The organism is Pseudomonas medicaginis (genome assembly GCF_965119365.1).
Classification (GTDB): Bacteria; Pseudomonadota; Gammaproteobacteria; order Pseudomonadales; family Pseudomonadaceae; genus Aquipseudomonas.
On the sequence record NZ_OZ221631.1, the window covers coordinates 6835935 to 6853760 of the forward strand.

A 17826-nucleotide genomic window follows, 5' to 3' on the forward strand; every position below is an offset into this window, starting at 1 on the left:
GGCTGCTTCGCAGCCCAGCGGGGATAAATCCCCTCGCCACAGGACTCTGTTCAGGCCGACAGCTGGCGAACCACGAGCAACACCAAAAAATGCGCCGGATACAGGCCATACGCCCAACGCCGCATCGCCGGAGGACGAAAACGACCCGCCTGTCGCAAAAGCAACATCCCCAACCCTGGCGCAAACAGACAAGCCAACAACCCCCACAACGCCACCTCATCCCCCAGCCACGCCGCGCCATACAGCACCCGCCATTGATTAGCCGCCACGCACACCACGCCCGGCAACACCGCGAAGTACCAGGGCCGACGCAATACCAGCAGCATGGCCAGCGGCAGCAGCACACCGAAGAACCCGAACATCAGCCGCGACGAAAACAGCGCCGCCAGTAGCAATGCCATCGCGGCCAGGCAACGCGCCTCCAGGGTGGGCGCCTGCCAGCAACGCGCCACCAACAACCCCAACACCAGGGTTGGCATCACATTCAGGGTGGTGGGGTCGGGAATGAACAGGCGATAGGGGATTTCGCTGATGGCACTGAACAGCAGCAGCCAGCCCAGGTAACGCCATGGAGCGACGTGGGTACCACCGCGCGCCAGGTTCGCCGCCATCGCCAGGCAGAACCACGGGAATGCCAACCGTCCTGGCACATACAGCCAATCGACGGAAAAACCGACATATCGCAGATGATCGAGGACCATCGACAAAAGAGCCAGCCACTTGAGCAGGTCCAGGGCGCCGTCACGCCGGCTCATGTATAAAGCCGCGCGATGACGTTGATACTTTCCGACAGAAACATCCGGTGTGTTCCCTCCCTAATCTTGGGTAAAGTGCGCACCAGTATCGACCACGGCGCTGTGGACCCAAACACGCCGAACCATGGAATGCCCCATCCGGGCATTCCGCCAGGGATCTCTTTACCCAGGACTCTCTATTCAAGGAGCAAGGCCATGACCGACAAGAGTCAACAGTTTGCCAGCGACAACTATTCCGGCATTTGCCCCGAAGCCTGGGCAGCCATGGAAGAAGCCAACCAGGGTCACCAACGCGCCTATGGCGACGATGAGTGGACCCACCGCGCGGCGGACGATTTCCGGGCCTTGTTCGAAACCGACTGCGAAGTGTTCTTCGCGTTCAACGGCACTGCGGCCAACTCCTTGGCCCTGTCCTCGCTGTGCCAGAGTTATCACAGCGTGATCTGCTCGGAAACCGCTCACGTCGAAACCGATGAATGCGGCGCGCCGGAGTTCTTCTCCAACGGCTCCAAGTTGCTGGTGGCGCGCACCGAAAACGGCAAGCTGACCCCCGACTCGATCCGCGAGATCGCCCTCAAGCGCCAGGACATCCACTACCCCAAGCCTCGGGTCGTCACCCTGACCCAAGCCACGGAAGTCGGCAGTGTCTACACGCCGGATGAAATCCGCGCCATCAGCATCACCTGCAAGGAGCTGGGGCTGAACCTGCACATGGACGGCGCGCGCTTTTCCAACGCCTGCGCCTTCCTCGGCTGCTCACCGGCGGACCTGACCTGGAAGGCGGGTGTGGACGTGTTGTGCTTCGGCGGCACGAAAAACGGCATGGCGGTGGGTGAAGCGATCCTGTTCTTCAACCATGACCTGGCTGAAGACTTCGACTATCGCTGCAAACAGGCCGGGCAACTGGCTTCGAAAATGCGCTTTCTTTCCGCGCCTTGGGTCGGCCTGTTGCAGAACGACGCCTGGCTCAAGCACGCCCGTCACGCCAACCACTGCGCCCAATTGCTGGCAGAGCTGGTCAGCGACATTCCCGGCGTGGAACTGATGTTCCCGGTCCAGGCCAACGGCGTGTTCCTGCAACTCTCGGAACCGGCCATCGCCGCGCTGACCGCCAAGGGCTGGCGCTTCTACACCTTCATCGGCAAGGGCGGCGCCCGCTTCATGTGCTCGTGGGACACCGAAGAGGCGCGGGTGCGGGAATTGGCGGCGGATATTCGGGAAGTGATGGCCGGCTGAGGAAAGACTCATCCAAGACCGGGCCGGACCACTGTTTGGCCTGGGAACATGGTTAACCTGTGGCGAGGGGATTTATCCCCGCTGGGCTGCGAAGCAGCCCCCAAACAGCCAACTCGGTCAGCCTGATGCAAACGCGTTTTTGGGCTTTAGGGCTGCTTCGCAGCCCAGCGGGGATAAATCCCCTCGCCACAAGAGCTCATCACCCGCCAGAGAGAACGGATCAGAACTCGATCCGCACATCCCCCTTCGGCACGCTGCAGCACGACAGGATATAACCCTCGGCCTCGTCGTCCTCGGTGATCCCGCCGTTATGGTCCATCTCCACTTCCCCGCCCAGCTTCAGCACCTTGCAGGTGCCGCAGATGCCCATGCCGCAGGCCTTGGGGATCATCATGCCGAGCTTGGCGGCGGCGGCGTGCACGGTTTCGCCCGGCCCCACGCGAATGCTCTTGCCCGAGGAAGTGAACTCCACCAGGTGCAGGTCCGCCGCATCGACTTCCGGCGCGTCGGCAGCCTGTTCGGCCTGTTCCACGGCGTCGGCGCGGGCCTCCGGTGGTGTAGCGCCGAAGGATTCCTCGTGATAGCGCTTCATGTCGTAGCCGGCCGCTTCCAGCAGGCGCTTGACCGCAGTCATGTACGGGGTCGGGCCGCAGCAGAACACCTCGCGATCGAGGAAGTCGGGCACCATCAATTCCAGCATCTTGTGGTTCAGATAACCGCGATAGCCCGCCCAGGGCTCGCCCAGGCCATGTTTTTCGCAGATCAGGTGCAGGCTGAAGTTGTCGATCCGCGACGCCATGTGTTCCAGCTCGCGGTGGTAGATGATGTCCTTGGGCGAGCGGGCGCTGTGGATAAAGGTCATGTCGACATTGGCGTTGGTGTCGTAGAACCAGCGCGCCATGGACATGCACGGCGTGATTCCCACGCCACCGCTCAGGTACAAGACTTTCGGGCTCGGGAAATCGATGGCGTTGAACAACCCTACCGGCCCGTGCACCGCCAGCTCCTGGCCTTCGTGCAGGGTGTCGTGCAACCAGTTGGACACCTTGCCCCCCGGCACGCGCTTGATGGTCACCGAAAAACTGTAGGGCACCGACGGCGAACTGGAGATGGTGTAGGAGCGCATGATCGGCTGGCCTTCGATTTCCAGCTCCAGGGTGACGAATTGCCCAGGCTTGAAAAAGAACATGATCGGCTGGTCGGCCATGAAGCAAAAGGTGCGCACATCCCAGGTTTCCTGGATGACTTTGACGCAACGTACGATATGTCGGCCATTGGCCCAGGTCTGGGTCGTGACCGGGTTCAGGAAGTTATTGGACATGCTGATCTCCACGGCCGACTGTCGGCCTTCATGAGGGCGATTGTGCGCAGGCGCCTGGGTGACCATTTACCTATCTGCGACATTCACATACTTATCGCGACCAGCCCCCAACTACCGGGGCTTGCGCGTCGGGAACAGATTGGGCCATGTCGCCCATGGATAAGGTTCGCCCCCTGCGCGGCCCCACACTCGCCCCAACAGATAAACGAAGTTTTCTGCCTTGCGTAGCACAACCGATTAGTCATTTTCACCGGCTCCGCTTAGAGGGCCACGAGGATAAAACGATGGACACCACTACCCTAAGCCTGGGCGATCCGCTGGAACCCGCACGCAAGGCCACCGCACAGATGCTACAGGAGCGCGAGCGCACCTTCTCGCTGCCGCAGCCGTTCTACAGCGACGAGCGCCTGTTCGATATCGACATGCAGGAAATCTTCCAGAAGGAATGGCTGATCGCCGGCATGACCTGCGAAATCCCGGCCAAGGGCAACTACCTGACCCTGCAAGTCGGCAAGAACCCGATCATCGTGATTCGCGGCGCCGAGGGCGTAGTGCACGCGTTCCACAACGTCTGCCGCCACCGCGGTTCGCGGCTGTGCACCAGCGACAAGGGCAAGGTCGCCAAGCTGGTCTGCCATTACCACCAGTGGACCTACGAGCTGGACGGTCGCCTGCTGTTCGCCGGCACCGAGATGGGCGCCGACTTCGACATGAAGCAGTACGGCCTCAAGCCTGTGAACGTGAAGACCGCTGGCGGCTACATCTTCATCAGCCTGGCCGAGAACCCGCCGGCCATCGACGACTTCCTGTCGACGCTGAACCACTACATGGAACCCTACGACATGGAGAACACCAAGGTGGCGGTACAAACCACCTTGATGGAAAAGGCCAACTGGAAACTGGTGCTGGAAAACAACCGCGAGTGCTACCACTGCGGCGGTTCGCACCCGGAACTGCTCAAGACCCTGCTGGAATGGGATGACGTCACCGACCCGCGGGCCGACCAGGCGTTCAAGGACCATGTGGCCGCTTCCGCCGCCGCCTGGGATGCCGAGAAAATCCCTTACGCCCACGCCAGCTTCGGCCTGCGCAACCGTATCGTGCGCATGCCGCTGCTCAAGGGCACTGTGTCGATGACCATGGACGGCAAGCAAGGCTGCGCCAAGCTGATGGGCCGCATCAAGAACCCGGACCTGGGCTCGATGCGCATACTGCACTTGCCGCACTCGTGGAACCACTGCATGGGCGACCACATCATCGTGTTCACCGTGTGGCCGATCAGCGCGCAGGAAACCATGGTCACCACCAAGTGGCTGGTGCACAAGGACGCAGTCGAAGGCGTGGACTATGACGTGGCGCGCATGCGCGAAGTCTGGGACGCCACCAACGACCAGGACCGTCGCCTGGCCGAAGAAAACCAGCGCGGCATCAACTCCACCGCCTACCAGCCTGGCCCGTACTCCAAGACCTATGAGTTCGGGGTGGTGAACTTCGTGGATTGGTACAGCGAGCGCATGCTCAACAACCTGGGGGCAGAACCTGCGCCGTACCTCAAGGGCGTGCCGGTCCAGGGCTAAGTCAGAAGCATCGCGAGCAAGCTCGCTCCCACAGGGGGTTCTGTGTCGTTCACAAAACCTGTGGGAGCGAGCTTGCTCGCGATAGCGGCCTGACATTCACCTGATTACTTCGAAGACCACCGCACCGACCCATCCTCCCCATAAAACGTCTCTTCGATGTTTTCCCCCACCAACCGCACCTTCACGTACCCGTTCAACACCCGCTCCGGATACGCCTCGTCTCCCGCCAGTTGCGTCTCCGACCACAGCACCCGGGCATGCCCGTTCAACTCGCTGGTGGTGCCATAGGGAATCGCCCCATGCCCGGCGCATCGCGCATGCAAGCCGCCCTGGGTGGCGTAGCAGATGCCGTTGTGCAAATGCCCCCAGTACCAATAATCCGGCTCACGCCCCAAGGCATCACACACCGGCTGGTAAAGGGCGGTCTTGTTGTGCCCGGAAATATCGAAACCCTGGTGATGACTGAGCACCATCAATTTCTTGCGTTTGGGCAGGGTCTTCATCCACTCGATCTGCTGGGTGTTGAGGGTGCCGTCCATGTACAGGTTCATCGCGTCCGAGGCGTAGGCGCTGTCCAGGCCGACCACCAGCCAGTCGTCGTTGTACAAGGCAAAGTAGCTGGTGCCTTGCTGCACCGGGAAGCGCTTGGCCAACTCCTTGAAATAGCCGTGGGCACCGCTGTACATCTCGTGGTTGGAATTGAGGGTGAACGAGCCATGCTTGCCCTGGGGCCAGCCGACCATGTCGACGTCTTCCTGGGAATGGGTGCCGGCGTAATACACGTCACCCAGATGGATGGTGAAATCGGCCTGGGCCAATTGCATCTGGTTGGCCACCGCCACCGCCGGGGCGTGGCTGTCGAATGGCCCGGTGCCCCAGTCGCCAGCGATGGCCAGCACCACGTCGCTGTCCATTTTCACCAGCGCCGGTTGGGTGGCGAACGGCGCGTGGTGACGCAGGTTTTCGATCCACTTGAGCAGTGCCTCGCTCCACAGCAGGTCCAGCAGTTCCCATTTGCGACAGCCTAACAGGGTGCCGTCCTTGAGCACCCGGGTGGGCAGTTCGTCTTCGCTTTGCGGCAAGGGCGTGGCGTTGCCGATCTTGAGGATCGACAGGCCGTGGGCCAATTCCCATGGCACGGCCGGCTCGTCGTCCGGCAGGTCGCCGTGTTCGATGACGTGCCGGGCCTGGTCGTGGCCTCTCTGCAGCAGCTTGACGATGGCCTGGAACTCCTCGGGTTCGAGGTCGTTGACGAGTTTTTTCCAGGACATCTCCAGCCGCGTGACCAACCCATGCAGACGGACCTTGACCTTGTCGAACTCATGTTCCCAATGATGCAGTAATGACATGTGGACGCTCCTTCGTTATGCCCTGGGCTACAGGGTCTTCATGAATTCGATCAAGGCCCGCTTGTCGACTTCCGACAGCTGCGTGCCATAGAGGTGGCCGCCGTTGTGGTTGCCTTCCAGACGGGTGTCGTATTTGAAATCCGCCGACGCCTTCATCTGCGCGCCGCCAGTCATGAAGCCGACCTTCTCCTGGTCGTAGATGTCGGAGCCGGTGTAGAACACCTGCGGACGCTGCTCCGGCGCTTGCAGCAAATCCCACAGGGTCGGCACCGAACCGTTGTGCAGGTAAGGCGCCCGCAGCCAGATGCCGTCGGTGGGCGTGTTGCTGTAGCTCTGGGTCTTGCGGTAGGCGCCAAAGTCGAACGGCGGTTTCTTGAAGCCGTGGAACGCCGTCACCAGCCCGGTGGTGAAGGAATTCAGCCGATGAGGATCGGTGCCCAACTGGTCGATGTTGGTGGTGACCTGGCCGGTGTCGCTGCGACCGAAATCATGGCAGCCGGCGCAGTTTTTCTCCCAGATCGGTTTGCCCTGGGCGACTTTCGCCGAGTCCAGGGGGAACGGCCAGGCCGGTGCCTTGTGGCCCAGCAGCCAATTGGTCACCCGGTTGAAACTCGGTGGCAGCACCGATTCCGGCGTGGCGCCCACGGCCATGGCCGCTGCATAGTTGCGCTCATGGATCTGGTTGTTATTGCCGTCCCAATGCAGGTACATGGACTCGCGGGGTTTCTGGTTCCAGACCTGCGGCAAGTCCACGGTGCCAATGGTGGAGTCATCGGGGAAGCCGAACACCACCATTTTGGTCGGGTTGAAGGTATCGGTCCGCCCTGGCCCCTGGGCCGGACGCAGCTTCTGCCAGGCGTAGGCCTGCTTCTGCTTGAGCAGCGCACTCTTGGCCATCGGGATGATCAGGTAGCGGTTGTACAGCTTTTCGAAAAAACCCAGCTGGAACTTGCCATTGATCGCCGTCATCACCGCATCGGGCGTGAATTTCGGGTCGCTGGCACATTCGTAGGCAAACCACTGGAAGGCCTGCAGTTGCAGGGTATTGGCCGGCGCGGCGGCGACCGGAACCGCGACGTCAGAGGCATTGGCCCGGTAGGAACCGGTGTGGCACAGGGCGCAGTTGGGTTCGACAGTGGGGTAACCGAGTTGCCGCTTGGCCATGCCGATGGGCAGGTCGTTGCCATTTTCATAAAGGAAACCGAACACCTCGTAGCCGCCCGGCTTGGGCAGCTTTTCCGGACACATCTGCGGTAGCACGGCGAACAGGTAGTAGGGAATCCGCGCCTCGATGCCCAAGCCGATGGCGGCGTATTTGTAATGGTCTTCGTCGGAGGCGAAGTCCGGTTGCGGCACTTCCCGGATCATCTGGTACCAGGTCTGGTAGCCGATGAAACCCAGCAGCAATAACACCACCAACGTGCCGACCTTAAAAGCGTGGCTCTGCCAGCGCAGCGCCCAGCCGGCACGCCATTCCCGCCAACCGGCGCAGAGCAAGGCCATTGGACGATTGGCCATCGGGCTGCCCAGGTACAACAGCACGCCCAGGATCAGGAACATGCTCAGGTCGCCCATCAACATCGGCACGAATAATTGACCCTGGTTATTGGTGTTGATCAGGTAGACCCAGAACACCACCGCCACCAGCCTCGACAGCACGCACAACCATGAATGCACCACGAAACGCGGCGCGTTGAACCCCGAAGGCATGTAGAACAGGCTGATCCCCACCAGCAACATGCCGGCGTTCTCCAGCCAGGGGTCGGACAATACGGGGGGCAGGCCGATCATGGACGTCAGCAACGCCGGCGCGAACAGCGCCGGGATCGCGAAGAACATGTTCATGACAATCCCGACCCAGATGATGCGTTGGAACCAGCGGATGTAAGTGTTCATGGCATCCTTTTCCTTATTCTTGGCTCACGATATTGCGGCGCTCTGACGATCGCCATCGCGAGCAAGCTCGCTCCCACACTGGATGTATGGCGTGCACAAAATCAGCGGCACATGGCCCCTGTGGGAGCGAGCTTGCTCGCGATGCAGCCCCCTCGGTCTTGCGTCAACCGAGGGCAGTCTTTTCCAAGTGCTCAAGAATGATCGGATACACATCCACCACCGCATCCTTGCCGAACATGCAGTCGATGTGACCGTACCCCGGCACTTCGTGGCGGCTGAACAACTGCGGGCCGTGCATCTCGCACAGTCGCTCGTAGGTCTTGAGGGTGCTTTGCGGCAGGTAGCACTGGTTGTCGGCGCCACTGATGAAGCAGATCGGCAACTTCAGCCGGTCGAAATGCGGCATGTAGACGTCGTTGCCCTTGAAGTCCACCAGGTGCCCCTTGCGCACGATCAGCGCCAGGTGCTCGAAGGTCTGGATGTTCGACTCGCCGAACAACTCATGCAGGTTGTCGTGCAGGGTTTCGTTGAGGGTGTCGTGGCGGTACAGCGACGCATACATGAACGTGATGCGATGGCAGACCGGGTTGGTGCAATAGCCCTGGGCCTCGATCCGGGCATAGCCGTTGAGGGCCTTGTCGTAGAGTTTGTTGAACCAGCTCTCCTTGGTGTCAGCGTAGGCCGTGAGGGACTTGATGCCGATGGCATCGAGCATCCCCGGCAAATGCAAACCGGCCTTCAGCCCGGTGGCGGTCGCGACCACCGTGTCGGCGGCGATCTGCGAGCAGACCACCGAACGCACGCCCTGCAGGCCCGCCAGCATCGACATGAAGAACGTCGTCGCGCCATAGCAATGCACCACACACTGCACGTCACGGGCCAGGGTCGCTTGCTGGATCTGCTCGATGGCGGCCTTGAAATCGTACTGGGCCACCTGGTCGCCATTCCATTCGTTCTTGCTGGCCGGCAGCAGGATGCTCACCCGCAAATCCAACAGCCAGACGTCGTATTCGTGCTTGCAGAGGTATTCCAGCAGGTTGGTGTGAATGGTGTCAGTGGAGAAAATATTCGAGCCCACGCCCAGGCCATGAACCAACATCACCGGGCCTTTGGTGCCGGCCTGGTAACGGGTCAGGCGCAGCTCCACGTTGTCTTCGGTCTGGAAGAAATGCACGACGGGCGCCGGTGCATCCAGCGGCCGTTTCAACCGGGGCGGCGCGTCCGGGTTGAAGTAGACATCACCGGCGAAGACACCGCCGTAGCTCTCCCACAGGATCCCGGCAAAGAACTTGCCGAACCGCGCCAGCGCCTCCACGCGCTCACGCTCGTTGCGGGCATTGAGCACTTTCATGGTGGTCATCTGCTTGGCGAAGTCAGCCGGCAGGATGTGCATCACGCCGCAGCCGAGCACCGCGCCGGTCTTGTCCGGCCCGCGGTAGAGCGTGACGTACAGGGTGCTGGTGTCGGGCCAGATGTTCAGCACGCCGTTGTCCTCGGGCACGGTCTTGAAGGCGCTGAAGTAATAGTCGCTGCCGTCTTCGGCGGTCAGCTTCATGTCGTAGTTCATGTGCCGCACGCCGACCTGTTCCTGGTACTGCTCGAACAGGTTGAACACCCCATTGCTGGCGACCAGCGGCTGGGGTGAGAGCAGCGGTGCATCGAGGGTGCCCACCAGGGTTGCGGCGTGCTCCGGCTCCTTGATCAGGCGGTTGAGGTCGGCAGCGGTGATGGTCAGGGTGAATTCGATGGGTGAGTTGTCGGCCTTGCCCCGCTTGGCCGCCGCTTCGTACAGGCTCAGATCGGTGCCTTGGGGCTGGGTGAAGGCGGTGGAGAAGTAGCCCTTCATGGTTTCGGTGAACTGCACGCCTAGGGTCGGCGCTGCCACCGGCTTGCGCGGGGCCGAGGGCAGCGTGTAGTCGATGGTCCAGCCGCGGTCGGCTGCCAGCAACCCCATGTTGCGCTCGCTCACGGCCGAGATCGTCAGCAGCGGGTTGACCGCCAGGGACGTGGGAATCACCGCGCCGTCGGTCACGTACAGGCCCGGGTAGACATCGGTGCCGCTGTTGCCGCTGAACACCTGGCCCTTGTGATTGACCACGCCTTGGGTCGCGTCTTCACCCATCACGCAACCGCCCAGGGGATGGACCGAGACGATGCTGTGCTTGAGCAGCTTGGTCCAGATCGGGTTCTCGACCCATATCCCGCCCAGGGCCTTGGTGCTCTGGTGCAGCCGCTCGTTGCCGAGGGTCACGTTCTCCTGTTCGCCGACGCCAGGCCAGTCGATGCGCAACTGGTCCTTGTTGTCGAGAAGCATGCGGCCCTTGGCGTTGTCATGGCTCATGATCAAGTAGGTCTGCATGTTATGCAGCGCACCATGGTACGGCCCGCGCAGGAAGCTCTCGGCCTCCCGCCCCTTGTACTTGAGGCTGGCACCGAAACCGGTGTCGGTGGGCACGCCGATCATTTCGGCGAACGCCGCCATGCTCGGCACCATGGCCCGGCCGAGGGCACCGGGAATCGAACCTTCCTCGATGACCATGCGGCTGCGCCAGTCGCCCTCGGTGCGCATGTCGATGATCGAGGTGATGCAGGGCCCCACCGGTTCCAGTTCCTTGGCCGAATGGGCACCGAAGCCGACGCCGTTGATGACCTGATCGCAATTGTGGCCAAAGCCGAGGATGTCGCCGTTGCCGCTCATGTGCTCGCCCAGTTGGCTGGACATGGCCAAGCCCTTGTCCCGCGAGCGCAACATGATTTCGGTGGAGCCCAGGGTGCCGGCGGACACCACGACGATATCGGCCCGTACGAACAATGTGGGGGCCGAGAACAGCTCGCGGCCGCTGTCCAGGTATTGGAAGTGAACAATCCAGCCGTCGCCGTCGCGCTCAAGGTGCCGCACCTCGGCCTGGCAGAAAATCTCCGCGCCGTGGTTCCACGCATCCGGCAGGTAGTTCATCAACGTGGTGTTCTTGGCCTTGTTGTTACAGCCCGAGACGCAATCGCCACAGCCGTTGCAGGGCAACTGTTCAACGCCAACGTGGTTGAGGTTGTTGGGCAGTTTGTCGAAGGTCACGTTGATGGGTGGCTTGTAGAAATGCGCGCCCTGCTTGAGGTAATCGGCTGACTTCTTGTGAGCGTCGAGCTTGGGCAGGTTCGGTTCCGACGCCGGATAGGGGTTAGGCTTGAGCATCTCCCGGGCCCGGGCGTAGCCGTCCTTGAGCAACGTGTCGCGGTGTTCCCGCACCGCCAGGGGCCAGCGCGGGTCGTCGAACACACCCGGTTCCGGCTCCAGCGCAACGTTGGCATTGATCAGCGACGTGCCGCCCAGGCCACAACCGACGACCACGTTCTGCTGGGCGTTGACGTGCAGGTCGAACAGGCCGGTGCGCGAGCCGATGTGGCCGTCAGGGTCGTGAACTTGCAGTTCCTCGGTGGCCGACAGCAGGGTGTTGGGGTATTCGCCAGGCTGGATTTCCCGGCCACGCTCCAGCAGGCACACCTTGCGCCCGGCCCGGGACAGGCGCGAGGCAGCAATGCCGCCGCCGTAGCCGGAACCGATGACGATCACGTCGTAGTGTTCCTGGATGTCACTGATGGGGGTAGAGATCCGTGTCATGTTCAAGTCCTCTCAGGCAGAAGGGGCAACTCTGCGGTTGCCTGCAAATCGATAGGCGCACGAACGCCTGGCCACTGTCCCCGTGCAGGGTCCAGCGGCAGTCAGCGGTGCTACGGGAAAAACCAGGGCGCTATAGACGCGCACGCTGATTGGCGGCGCGACGACGGATGCGTTTGTACAGCGAGGTGGGCGGTGCCGGGACGCAATTCAGCGGGGAGAGCGGGTGCGAGCGGGGAACCTTGCTATCCATCATGTGTTCTCCCTGAACCTGATGTGGATAAAACCGCGATGTCCTTGTGCCATGGAAGTGAAGACAGCCGACACAGCTGCGTCAAGGTTGTTCCTTAGAACTGTATGAAATTTGACCTATTGCGATTTGTGCTATGCCGGCTGTGGCTTACAGCGTTTGGCGAACAAGTTATCCACACGGCCACCCACAGCAAATGGGGACAAGTGTGTGTAGGTCGGGCATTTTATCCCTGGCAAAGTGAATAAAAACCGTGACTTATAAACAATGACGGTTTTACTGACCTGTCGGTTGTTTTTTGACCAATCCCCTGTAAGCCCCGACAAGCAAGGGCTGCAGCGGTGAGCGAACACCTTATCCACAGAAGCGCCAACAGCGTTTGGGGGTAATTTTGACGATTCTGTGGAAAACCCCATGAACAGCTTGTAAATCGCCGTTTTCCGGAGGTTTTCCTGATAAAAAACGCCAATAGATCATTTTATGATCAACCCACTGAACGCCCCGCCCTGTATGGCTTGCAGCGTTGAGCGAACATCTTATCCACAGAAGCGCCAACAGAGATTGGGGGCAAGTTTCGGTTGGGGGGAATCGTTATTCACAACCAAAAGCCAATAAAAACCGTGGGTTAGACTGGCTACTTTTTGATCGCAGGCTGGCAGGGCCTGATTTTCATGGGGTGCAGCGAGGGGCGAACAGGTTATCCACAGAGGCGCGCACAGGGATTGTGGGTAACCCCCTAAACCTACCGGTGGGAGCGAGCTTGCTCGCGAATACGGTGTGTCAGCGACAAAAATGTAGCCTGAAATACCGCCTTCGCGAGCAAGCCCGCACAGGGATTTGGGCCAACTTATGCCCCGCGCCAGGGTTGCCGCCGTGTCGATCAAGGCCGATGCATCAAATACGCCTCCCCCGTCACCCGAATCATCGGATGGGGGACAACCTGACAGGTCTTGACGATGCCAAAGCCATGGCGCTCATAAAAACGCCGGGCGCCGGTGTTCGCGGCATAGTCGATCAGGCTCAGGCCCTTGAGTGCCAGTTGATCGGCACGCTGTTGCGCCAGCTCGAGGAAACGCACGCCCAACCCCTTGTTGCGCCAACCTTCATGGAGGGCCAGGCTCGAGATATAGAGAGTGTCGGGGATTTCCATGTCGGCGTAGGGCGCCAGGACCGGATCGGTCACCGGAGCCACCAGCGGATCCTCGCGCGTTACGTAACTGTGCATCATGCCGATGATCCGGCCATCCGCCTGGGCGACAAGGCAATTCTGGTAGGAAAAATCGACATTTTCCCGGGCATAACGCGCGGCGCCTACGTCAAGGAGATCCTGGCCTGGCTCCGCCAGCTGGCTCCAGATGTAATCCGATGCACCCTCCGAGGAAATCCGGAACAAACGAGCGATCTCGCGTGTGTCCGTGGGCAAGGCCGGACGAATTGCTACTTCCATTGAGGGGACTCCATTGGCGATGAAACGAGCTTTTTTACCCACAGGCTTGAGACGCGGCAACCGGCAGGCCCCGTGGTTTCATGGCCGGATGTTGCAGCAGGTCGGGTGGGTATTTTTTTGAGTTCAGGCCTGGATGGCCTGGTTTGCGGCGGGCCCGGGCGGTTATCCACAGAGACGCACAGCAATGATGGGCAACACATGCCCCCTGTGGGAGCGAGCTTGCTCGCAATGGCGGTATGTCAGGCGACATCTTCTTCGCTGACACGCCGCCATTGCGAGCAAGCTCGCTCCCACAAAGGGACTCAGGTGTTCCTGGGTTTAGCGAACAACCCCTTCCTCGATCAACAACTTGAGAATCGCCTCGGCCCCGGCTTCCGGGCTCACGCCCTTGAGTACTTGCCCGCCTCCACCACTGGCCTTGGCCGTAGCCGCTTTCATGCGGTCGGCGCCGCTCTTGGCCTTGATCACTTTCAAGCGCTTGGGCCGTGGTTTGGCCGGTTGCAGGGTCGCCACCGCCAGCAAGGCGTCATCGATCACTTCGACTTCCTCGGCATGCAACGCCCCACGCCGGGCCGGGCCGTAGGCGCTTTGCCGTGGTTTTGGCGCGGCGTTATCCACAGTGGCCAGGAACGGCAGGCGCACTTTGAGACGGCGCCGTTGCCCGCGGGGCAAGGCTTGCAGCACCAGGGCCACGCCACCGTCGATGGACTCGACCTGGGCCAGCCCTACCACCAGCGGCCAACCGAGGTTCTCCGCCAGCAAAAAGGGCAGCATGCCCGAGCCTTCACCGGTTTCCGCCTGGCTACCGGTGAGCACCACTTGGGCACCAGCATCACGCAGGTAAGCGGTCAGGGCTGGCAGGGCGTCGGCCCCATCGGGATTTTCCAGGACGTGGAGTTCGTCCAGGCCCATGCCCAGGTAGGCGCGCAGGGCCGGTTCGGCCGCATCACCGGCGTGCAGCACTTGCAGGTCGTTGCCGGCCAGTTGCAGGCCCAGCTCCACGGCCCGGGCGTCCTGTTCGGCACGCCGGGGCCGGCCGGAAGTCGGGTGGGCGCCGATGGACACGAGGCTGATCACTTGGGTACTCATCAACTTATCCTTCTTAAGCCGCATCGCGCTTGGCTTCGTTGCGGTAAGCCTCTACCGCCGCGATCAAGGCCTGGAGAATCGCCGCGCTGTCACCGATCACCGACAGGTCTGCACGCTTGATCATGTCGCAGCCCGGATCGAGGTTGATCGCCACCACCTTGTCGCAGGCGCCAATGCCCTGCAGGTGCTGGATCGCCCCGGAAATCCCCACGGCCACGTAGACCCGCGCCGTGACCCAGGTACCGGACGCACCGACCTGGCGATCGCGGGCCATGAAGCCGTCGTCCACTGCCACCCGCGAAGCGCCTTCGGTGGCGCCCAGGGCCGCGGCGGTCTGGTGGAACAGCGCCCAATCCTTGACCCCGTTGCCGCCGGAGAAAATGAATTCGGCCTCGGCCATCGGGATCGCCCCCGGATCCACCGCCACCGCACCCAGATCTTCGATACGCGACAAGCTGCGGGCCACGCTTGTGGATAACTCCACCGGCAAGGCTTCGTGGCGGGTTTCGCTGACCGGTTCGGCGCATTCGGCGGCAGCCAGAATCAAGCGCGCCAGCGGCCGAGCCAAGTCTTGCAGGCCCGCACCGGCGCGGCCGATGCACTCCTCGCCCTTGACCTGCCAGACCCGCGTGGCCGGGCGTTCGCCCAGGGCCGCGGCAAAGCGCCGCCCCAGTTCACCACCGCCGCTGCGGCTGTCGGGCAGCAGCCAATGGCGAGGGTTGAACTGGTTATCCACAGCCCGCAGGCCTTGCACCCGTTGCTCCGGTGCATAACCGCTGAACGCCTCGCCATCGAGCACCAGCAAGCGATCGACACCCGCGGTGGCGAAGGTACTTTCCTTATGCTCGCCGAAGACCACCGCCAGCACTGCGCCTTCGCTGCCGGCAAGCTGATGGGCCAGGCCCAGTAAATCGCGGTCGTGGCTGCTGAGACGGCCGCCGACCATGTCCGGAACGACGCAGATGTGGAATGCCGGCTGCGGCACTTGATGCAATGGCAATTGCACTTCAACGGCGGCGGTACGTTTGCTCGCCCCCCCCTGCTGGGCACCGCTGCGATCAATCCGCTTGATGCCGTTGGGGCCGATGAAACCGATGCCATGGACGTTCTTGCGGATGACCCCGTTGGGCCCCATCCAGCTGTGCTGTACCGGCTGCATGGCCGCGTGCAGCGGGTGCAGGCGGTTACGGGCGATCCACTCGGCGCGAGGGTCGCGGCGGATGATGTCGCTCATTAATGCACCTCCGCGGGTTCACGTTTGGCCGTGGCCACTGACTTGTTCGGGGCCGCGTCTTCCAGCAGCGCATCGGCCACCAGCTCGGCAATATCCTTGATCATCGGCCGCGGCTCGACCACGCCTTCCAGCATCGCCGTGCACTGTGGACAACCCACGGCCACCAGCTCGGCGCCGGTTTCGCGGATGTCTTCCATGCGCATGTCAGGGATCCGCTGCTTGCCCGGGATGTCGGTGATCGGCGCACCGCCGCCTCCGCCGCAGCAACGCGAACGGAAACCGGAACGCTGCATCTCCTTGACCTCGATACCCAGCGCACGCAGCACCTGGCGCGGCGCCTCGTACTCGCCGTTGTAGCGGCCCAGGTAGCACGGGTCGTGATAAGTCACGCTGTCGCCCTTGTGCTGGCCGAGGTTCAGCGCCCCGGCGTCGATGATTTCCGCCATATAGGTGCTGTGGTGCTGCACCAGGTAGTTGCCATCGAAGGCGCCGTATTCGTTTTTCAGTACGTGGAAACTGTGGGGGTCACAGGTGACGATGCGGTTGAAGCTGTATTTGGCCAGGGTCTGGATGTTGCGTTTGGCCAACAGCTGGAACGTCGCCTCATCACCCAGGCGCCGGGCCACGTCGCCGCTGTCGCGTTCTTCGAGGCCGAGCACGGCAAAGTCGATGTTCGCCGCCTTGAGCACTTTGACGAAGGCCCGCAGGGTGCGCTGGTTGCGCATGTCGAAAGCACCGTCACCAACCCAGAACAACACGTCGGTGGATTTTTTCTCGCTGAGCAGGTTCAGGTTCAGGTCAGCCGCCCAGTTCATCCGCCCGCCCGGGGCGAAGCCGCCAGGGTTGTCGGTGGCGATCAGGTTTTCCAACACCTCGGCGCCCTTGTTCGGCGTCGCGCCTTTTTCCAGGGTCAGGTGGCGGCGCATGTCGACGATGGCATCGACGTGCTCGATCATCATCGGGCATTCCTCGACGCACGCCCGGCACGTGGTGCAGGACCACAGGGTCTCGGCGTCCACCAAGCCGTTGACGATCGGCTGATGTGGGTTGCCGCTGTGCTCGCCCACCGGTTTACCCGGATAGGGGCTGCCGGCGAATTTCGCATCGGTGCCGCCGGCCAGGCCGACGACCATGTCCTGGATGAGCTTCTTCGGGTTCAGCGGCTGGCCGGCAGCGAACGCCGGGCAGGCAGCCTCACACTTGCCGCACTGCACGCAGGCGTCGAAGCCCAGCAGTTGGTTCCAGGTGAAGTCCTTGGGTTTTTCCACACCCAGCGGTGCGGCGGGGTCGTTCAGGTCCAGCGGTTTGAGACCGGTGGAGCGACCGCCACCAAAGCGCTCGGCTCGGCGGTGCCAGGCCAGATGCAGGGCACCGGCGAAGGCGTGTTTCATCGGCCCGCCCCAGGTCATGCCGAAGAACAATTCCGACACACCCCACAGCACGCCGAGACCCAGGATCGCCGCCACCAGCCAACCGCCGAAGTTTTCCGGGAGGATGCCCGCCACCGGCAGGGTCACCAGGAAGAACGACGCCGAGAAGGCCAGCAGGCTTTTCGGCAGGCGCATCCAGGGGCCCTTGGACAAACGGGCCGGCGGATTGCGCCGACGCAGGTAGACGAAAATCGCGCCGACGAACATCACGGCCGACATCAACAGCAACGCATAGCCAAGGAAGCGGTTATGCAGGCCAAACCCGTGGACCAGAATCGCCAGCACCGCCGACGCCACCGCACCACCCGCCGTGGCGACGTGGGTGTTGGCAATGTATTTGTCCCGCGCCACCACATGGTGCAGGTCCACCATGTAGCGCTTGGGCATGGCAAAGAGGCCACCGATCAGGTTGACCTTGGCCGGTCGTCCCCGGCGCCACATGTTCACCCGCCGCAAGGCGCCAAGGACCGCGAGGCCCAGGGCTGCGAACAGCAGGATGGGAAGAAGGGTGTTCAACATAGGTGTTGCTCCCAAAGACTTCAGGGTCTTGCAGGCACAGAAACCTGGATGTCTTGCTCAACAACTGTGGGAGCGAGCCTGCTCGCGAAGTCGGTCTTACTTCAACATCG

General features: G+C 62.0%; 11 protein-coding genes. 2 read left to right on the forward strand and 9 right to left on the reverse strand.

Annotated features, from left to right (window positions below; genetic code table 11):
* Positions 1-50: 50 nt before the first annotated feature.
* Positions 51-755: a TraX family protein gene (locus ACMTA2_RS30225; protein ID WP_413792991.1), complete on the reverse strand. Its 705-nt coding sequence runs from the start codon at positions 753-755 to the stop codon at positions 51-53.
* A gap of 195 nt (positions 756-950) precedes the next feature.
* On the opposite strand from ACMTA2_RS30225, the gene ACMTA2_RS30230 reads away from it, so the two are divergent.
* Positions 951-1991: a threonine aldolase family protein gene (locus ACMTA2_RS30230; protein ID WP_413792992.1), complete on the forward strand. Its 1041-nt coding sequence runs from the start codon at positions 951-953 to the stop codon at positions 1989-1991.
* A 220-nt stretch (positions 1992-2211) separates the two neighbouring features.
* Here ACMTA2_RS30230 and gbcB read toward each other — a convergent pair whose 3' ends face one another.
* Positions 2212-3312, reverse strand: coding sequence for a glycine betaine monooxygenase reductase subunit (gbcB, locus tag ACMTA2_RS30235; RefSeq protein WP_014340584.1), 1101 nt, complete (start codon positions 3310-3312; stop codon positions 2212-2214).
* Positions 3313-3596: 284 nt separating this feature from the next.
* Between gbcB and gbca the strand changes: the two genes are divergently transcribed.
* Positions 3597-4889, forward strand: a complete 1293-nt coding sequence (gene gbca, locus ACMTA2_RS30240; protein ID WP_413792993.1) for a glycine betaine monooxygenase oxygenase subunit — start codon at positions 3597-3599, stop codon at positions 4887-4889.
* Between the two features lie 104 nt (positions 4890-4993).
* On the opposite strand, the gene ACMTA2_RS30245 is transcribed toward gbca, so the two are convergent.
* The 7 genes from ACMTA2_RS30245 to dgcB form a co-directional block, all read right to left on the reverse strand.
* Entirely contained in the window at positions 4994-6238 is a 1245-nt protein-coding gene (locus ACMTA2_RS30245; RefSeq protein WP_413792994.1) for a metallophosphoesterase, read from the reverse strand.
* Between the two features lie 27 nt (positions 6239-6265).
* Positions 6266-8134: a c-type cytochrome gene (locus tag ACMTA2_RS30250; RefSeq protein WP_413792995.1), complete on the reverse strand. Its 1869-nt coding sequence runs from the start codon at positions 8132-8134 to the stop codon at positions 6266-6268.
* 163 nt (positions 8135-8297) lie between these two features.
* Positions 8298-11750 carry a GMC oxidoreductase gene (locus tag ACMTA2_RS30255; protein WP_413792996.1) on the reverse strand — a complete coding sequence of 1151 codons (3453 nt, stop codon included), beginning with the start codon at positions 11748-11750 and terminating at the stop codon, positions 8298-8300.
* 1127 nt (positions 11751-12877) lie between these two features.
* Positions 12878-13444 carry a GNAT family N-acetyltransferase gene (locus ACMTA2_RS30260; protein ID WP_413792997.1) on the reverse strand — a complete coding sequence of 189 codons (567 nt, stop codon included), beginning with the start codon at positions 13442-13444 and terminating at the stop codon, positions 12878-12880.
* A gap of 318 nt (positions 13445-13762) precedes the next feature.
* Positions 13763-14533 (reverse strand): electron transfer flavoprotein subunit beta, encoded by a 771-nt coding sequence (gene etfB, locus ACMTA2_RS30265; RefSeq protein ID WP_413792998.1) that lies wholly within the window; start codon positions 14531-14533, stop codon positions 13763-13765.
* A gap of 13 nt (positions 14534-14546) precedes the next feature.
* The gene (gene etfA / locus ACMTA2_RS30270) at positions 14547-15767 is read right to left on the reverse strand and encodes an electron transfer flavoprotein subunit alpha (RefSeq protein ID WP_413792999.1); all 1221 of its coding nucleotides are present in this window, start codon (positions 15765-15767) and stop codon (positions 14547-14549) included.
* Positions 15767-17716 (reverse strand): dimethylglycine demethylation protein DgcB, encoded by a 1950-nt coding sequence (dgcB, locus tag ACMTA2_RS30275; RefSeq protein ID WP_413793000.1) that lies wholly within the window; start codon positions 17714-17716, stop codon positions 15767-15769. The genes etfA and dgcB overlap by 1 nt, the downstream gene beginning before the upstream one ends.
* Positions 17717-17826 lie beyond the last annotated feature (110 nt).

Bases quoted from the DNA above. Each gene is read 5' to 3' on its own strand.
- ACMTA2_RS30225 (WP_413792991.1), bottom strand. From the start codon at position 755: ATGAGCCGGCGTGACGGCGCCCTGGACCTGCTCAAGTGGCTGGCTCTT.
- ACMTA2_RS30230 (WP_413792992.1), top strand. From the start codon at position 951: ATGACCGACAAGAGTCAACAGTTTGCCAGCGACAACTATTCCGGCATT.
- gbcB (WP_014340584.1), bottom strand. From the start codon at position 3,312: ATGTCCAATAACTTCCTGAACCCGGTCACGACCCAGACCTGGGCCAAT.
- gbca (WP_413792993.1), top strand. From the start codon at position 3,597: ATGGACACCACTACCCTAAGCCTGGGCGATCCGCTGGAACCCGCACGC.
- ACMTA2_RS30245 (WP_413792994.1), bottom strand. From the start codon at position 6,238: ATGTCATTACTGCATCATTGGGAACATGAGTTCGACAAGGTCAAGGTC.
- ACMTA2_RS30250 (WP_413792995.1), bottom strand. From the start codon at position 8,134: ATGAACACTTACATCCGCTGGTTCCAACGCATCATCTGGGTCGGGATT.
- ACMTA2_RS30255 (WP_413792996.1), bottom strand. From the start codon at position 11,750: ATGACACGGATCTCTACCCCCATCAGTGACATCCAGGAACACTACGAC.
- ACMTA2_RS30260 (WP_413792997.1), bottom strand. From the start codon at position 13,444: ATGGAAGTAGCAATTCGTCCGGCCTTGCCCACGGACACACGCGAGATC.
- etfB (WP_413792998.1), bottom strand. From the start codon at position 14,533: ATGAGTACCCAAGTGATCAGCCTCGTGTCCATCGGCGCCCACCCGACT.
- etfA (WP_413792999.1), bottom strand. From the start codon at position 15,767: ATGAGCGACATCATCCGCCGCGACCCTCGCGCCGAGTGGATCGCCCGT.
- dgcB (WP_413793000.1), bottom strand. From the start codon at position 17,716: ATGTTGAACACCCTTCTTCCCATCCTGCTGTTCGCAGCCCTGGGCCTC.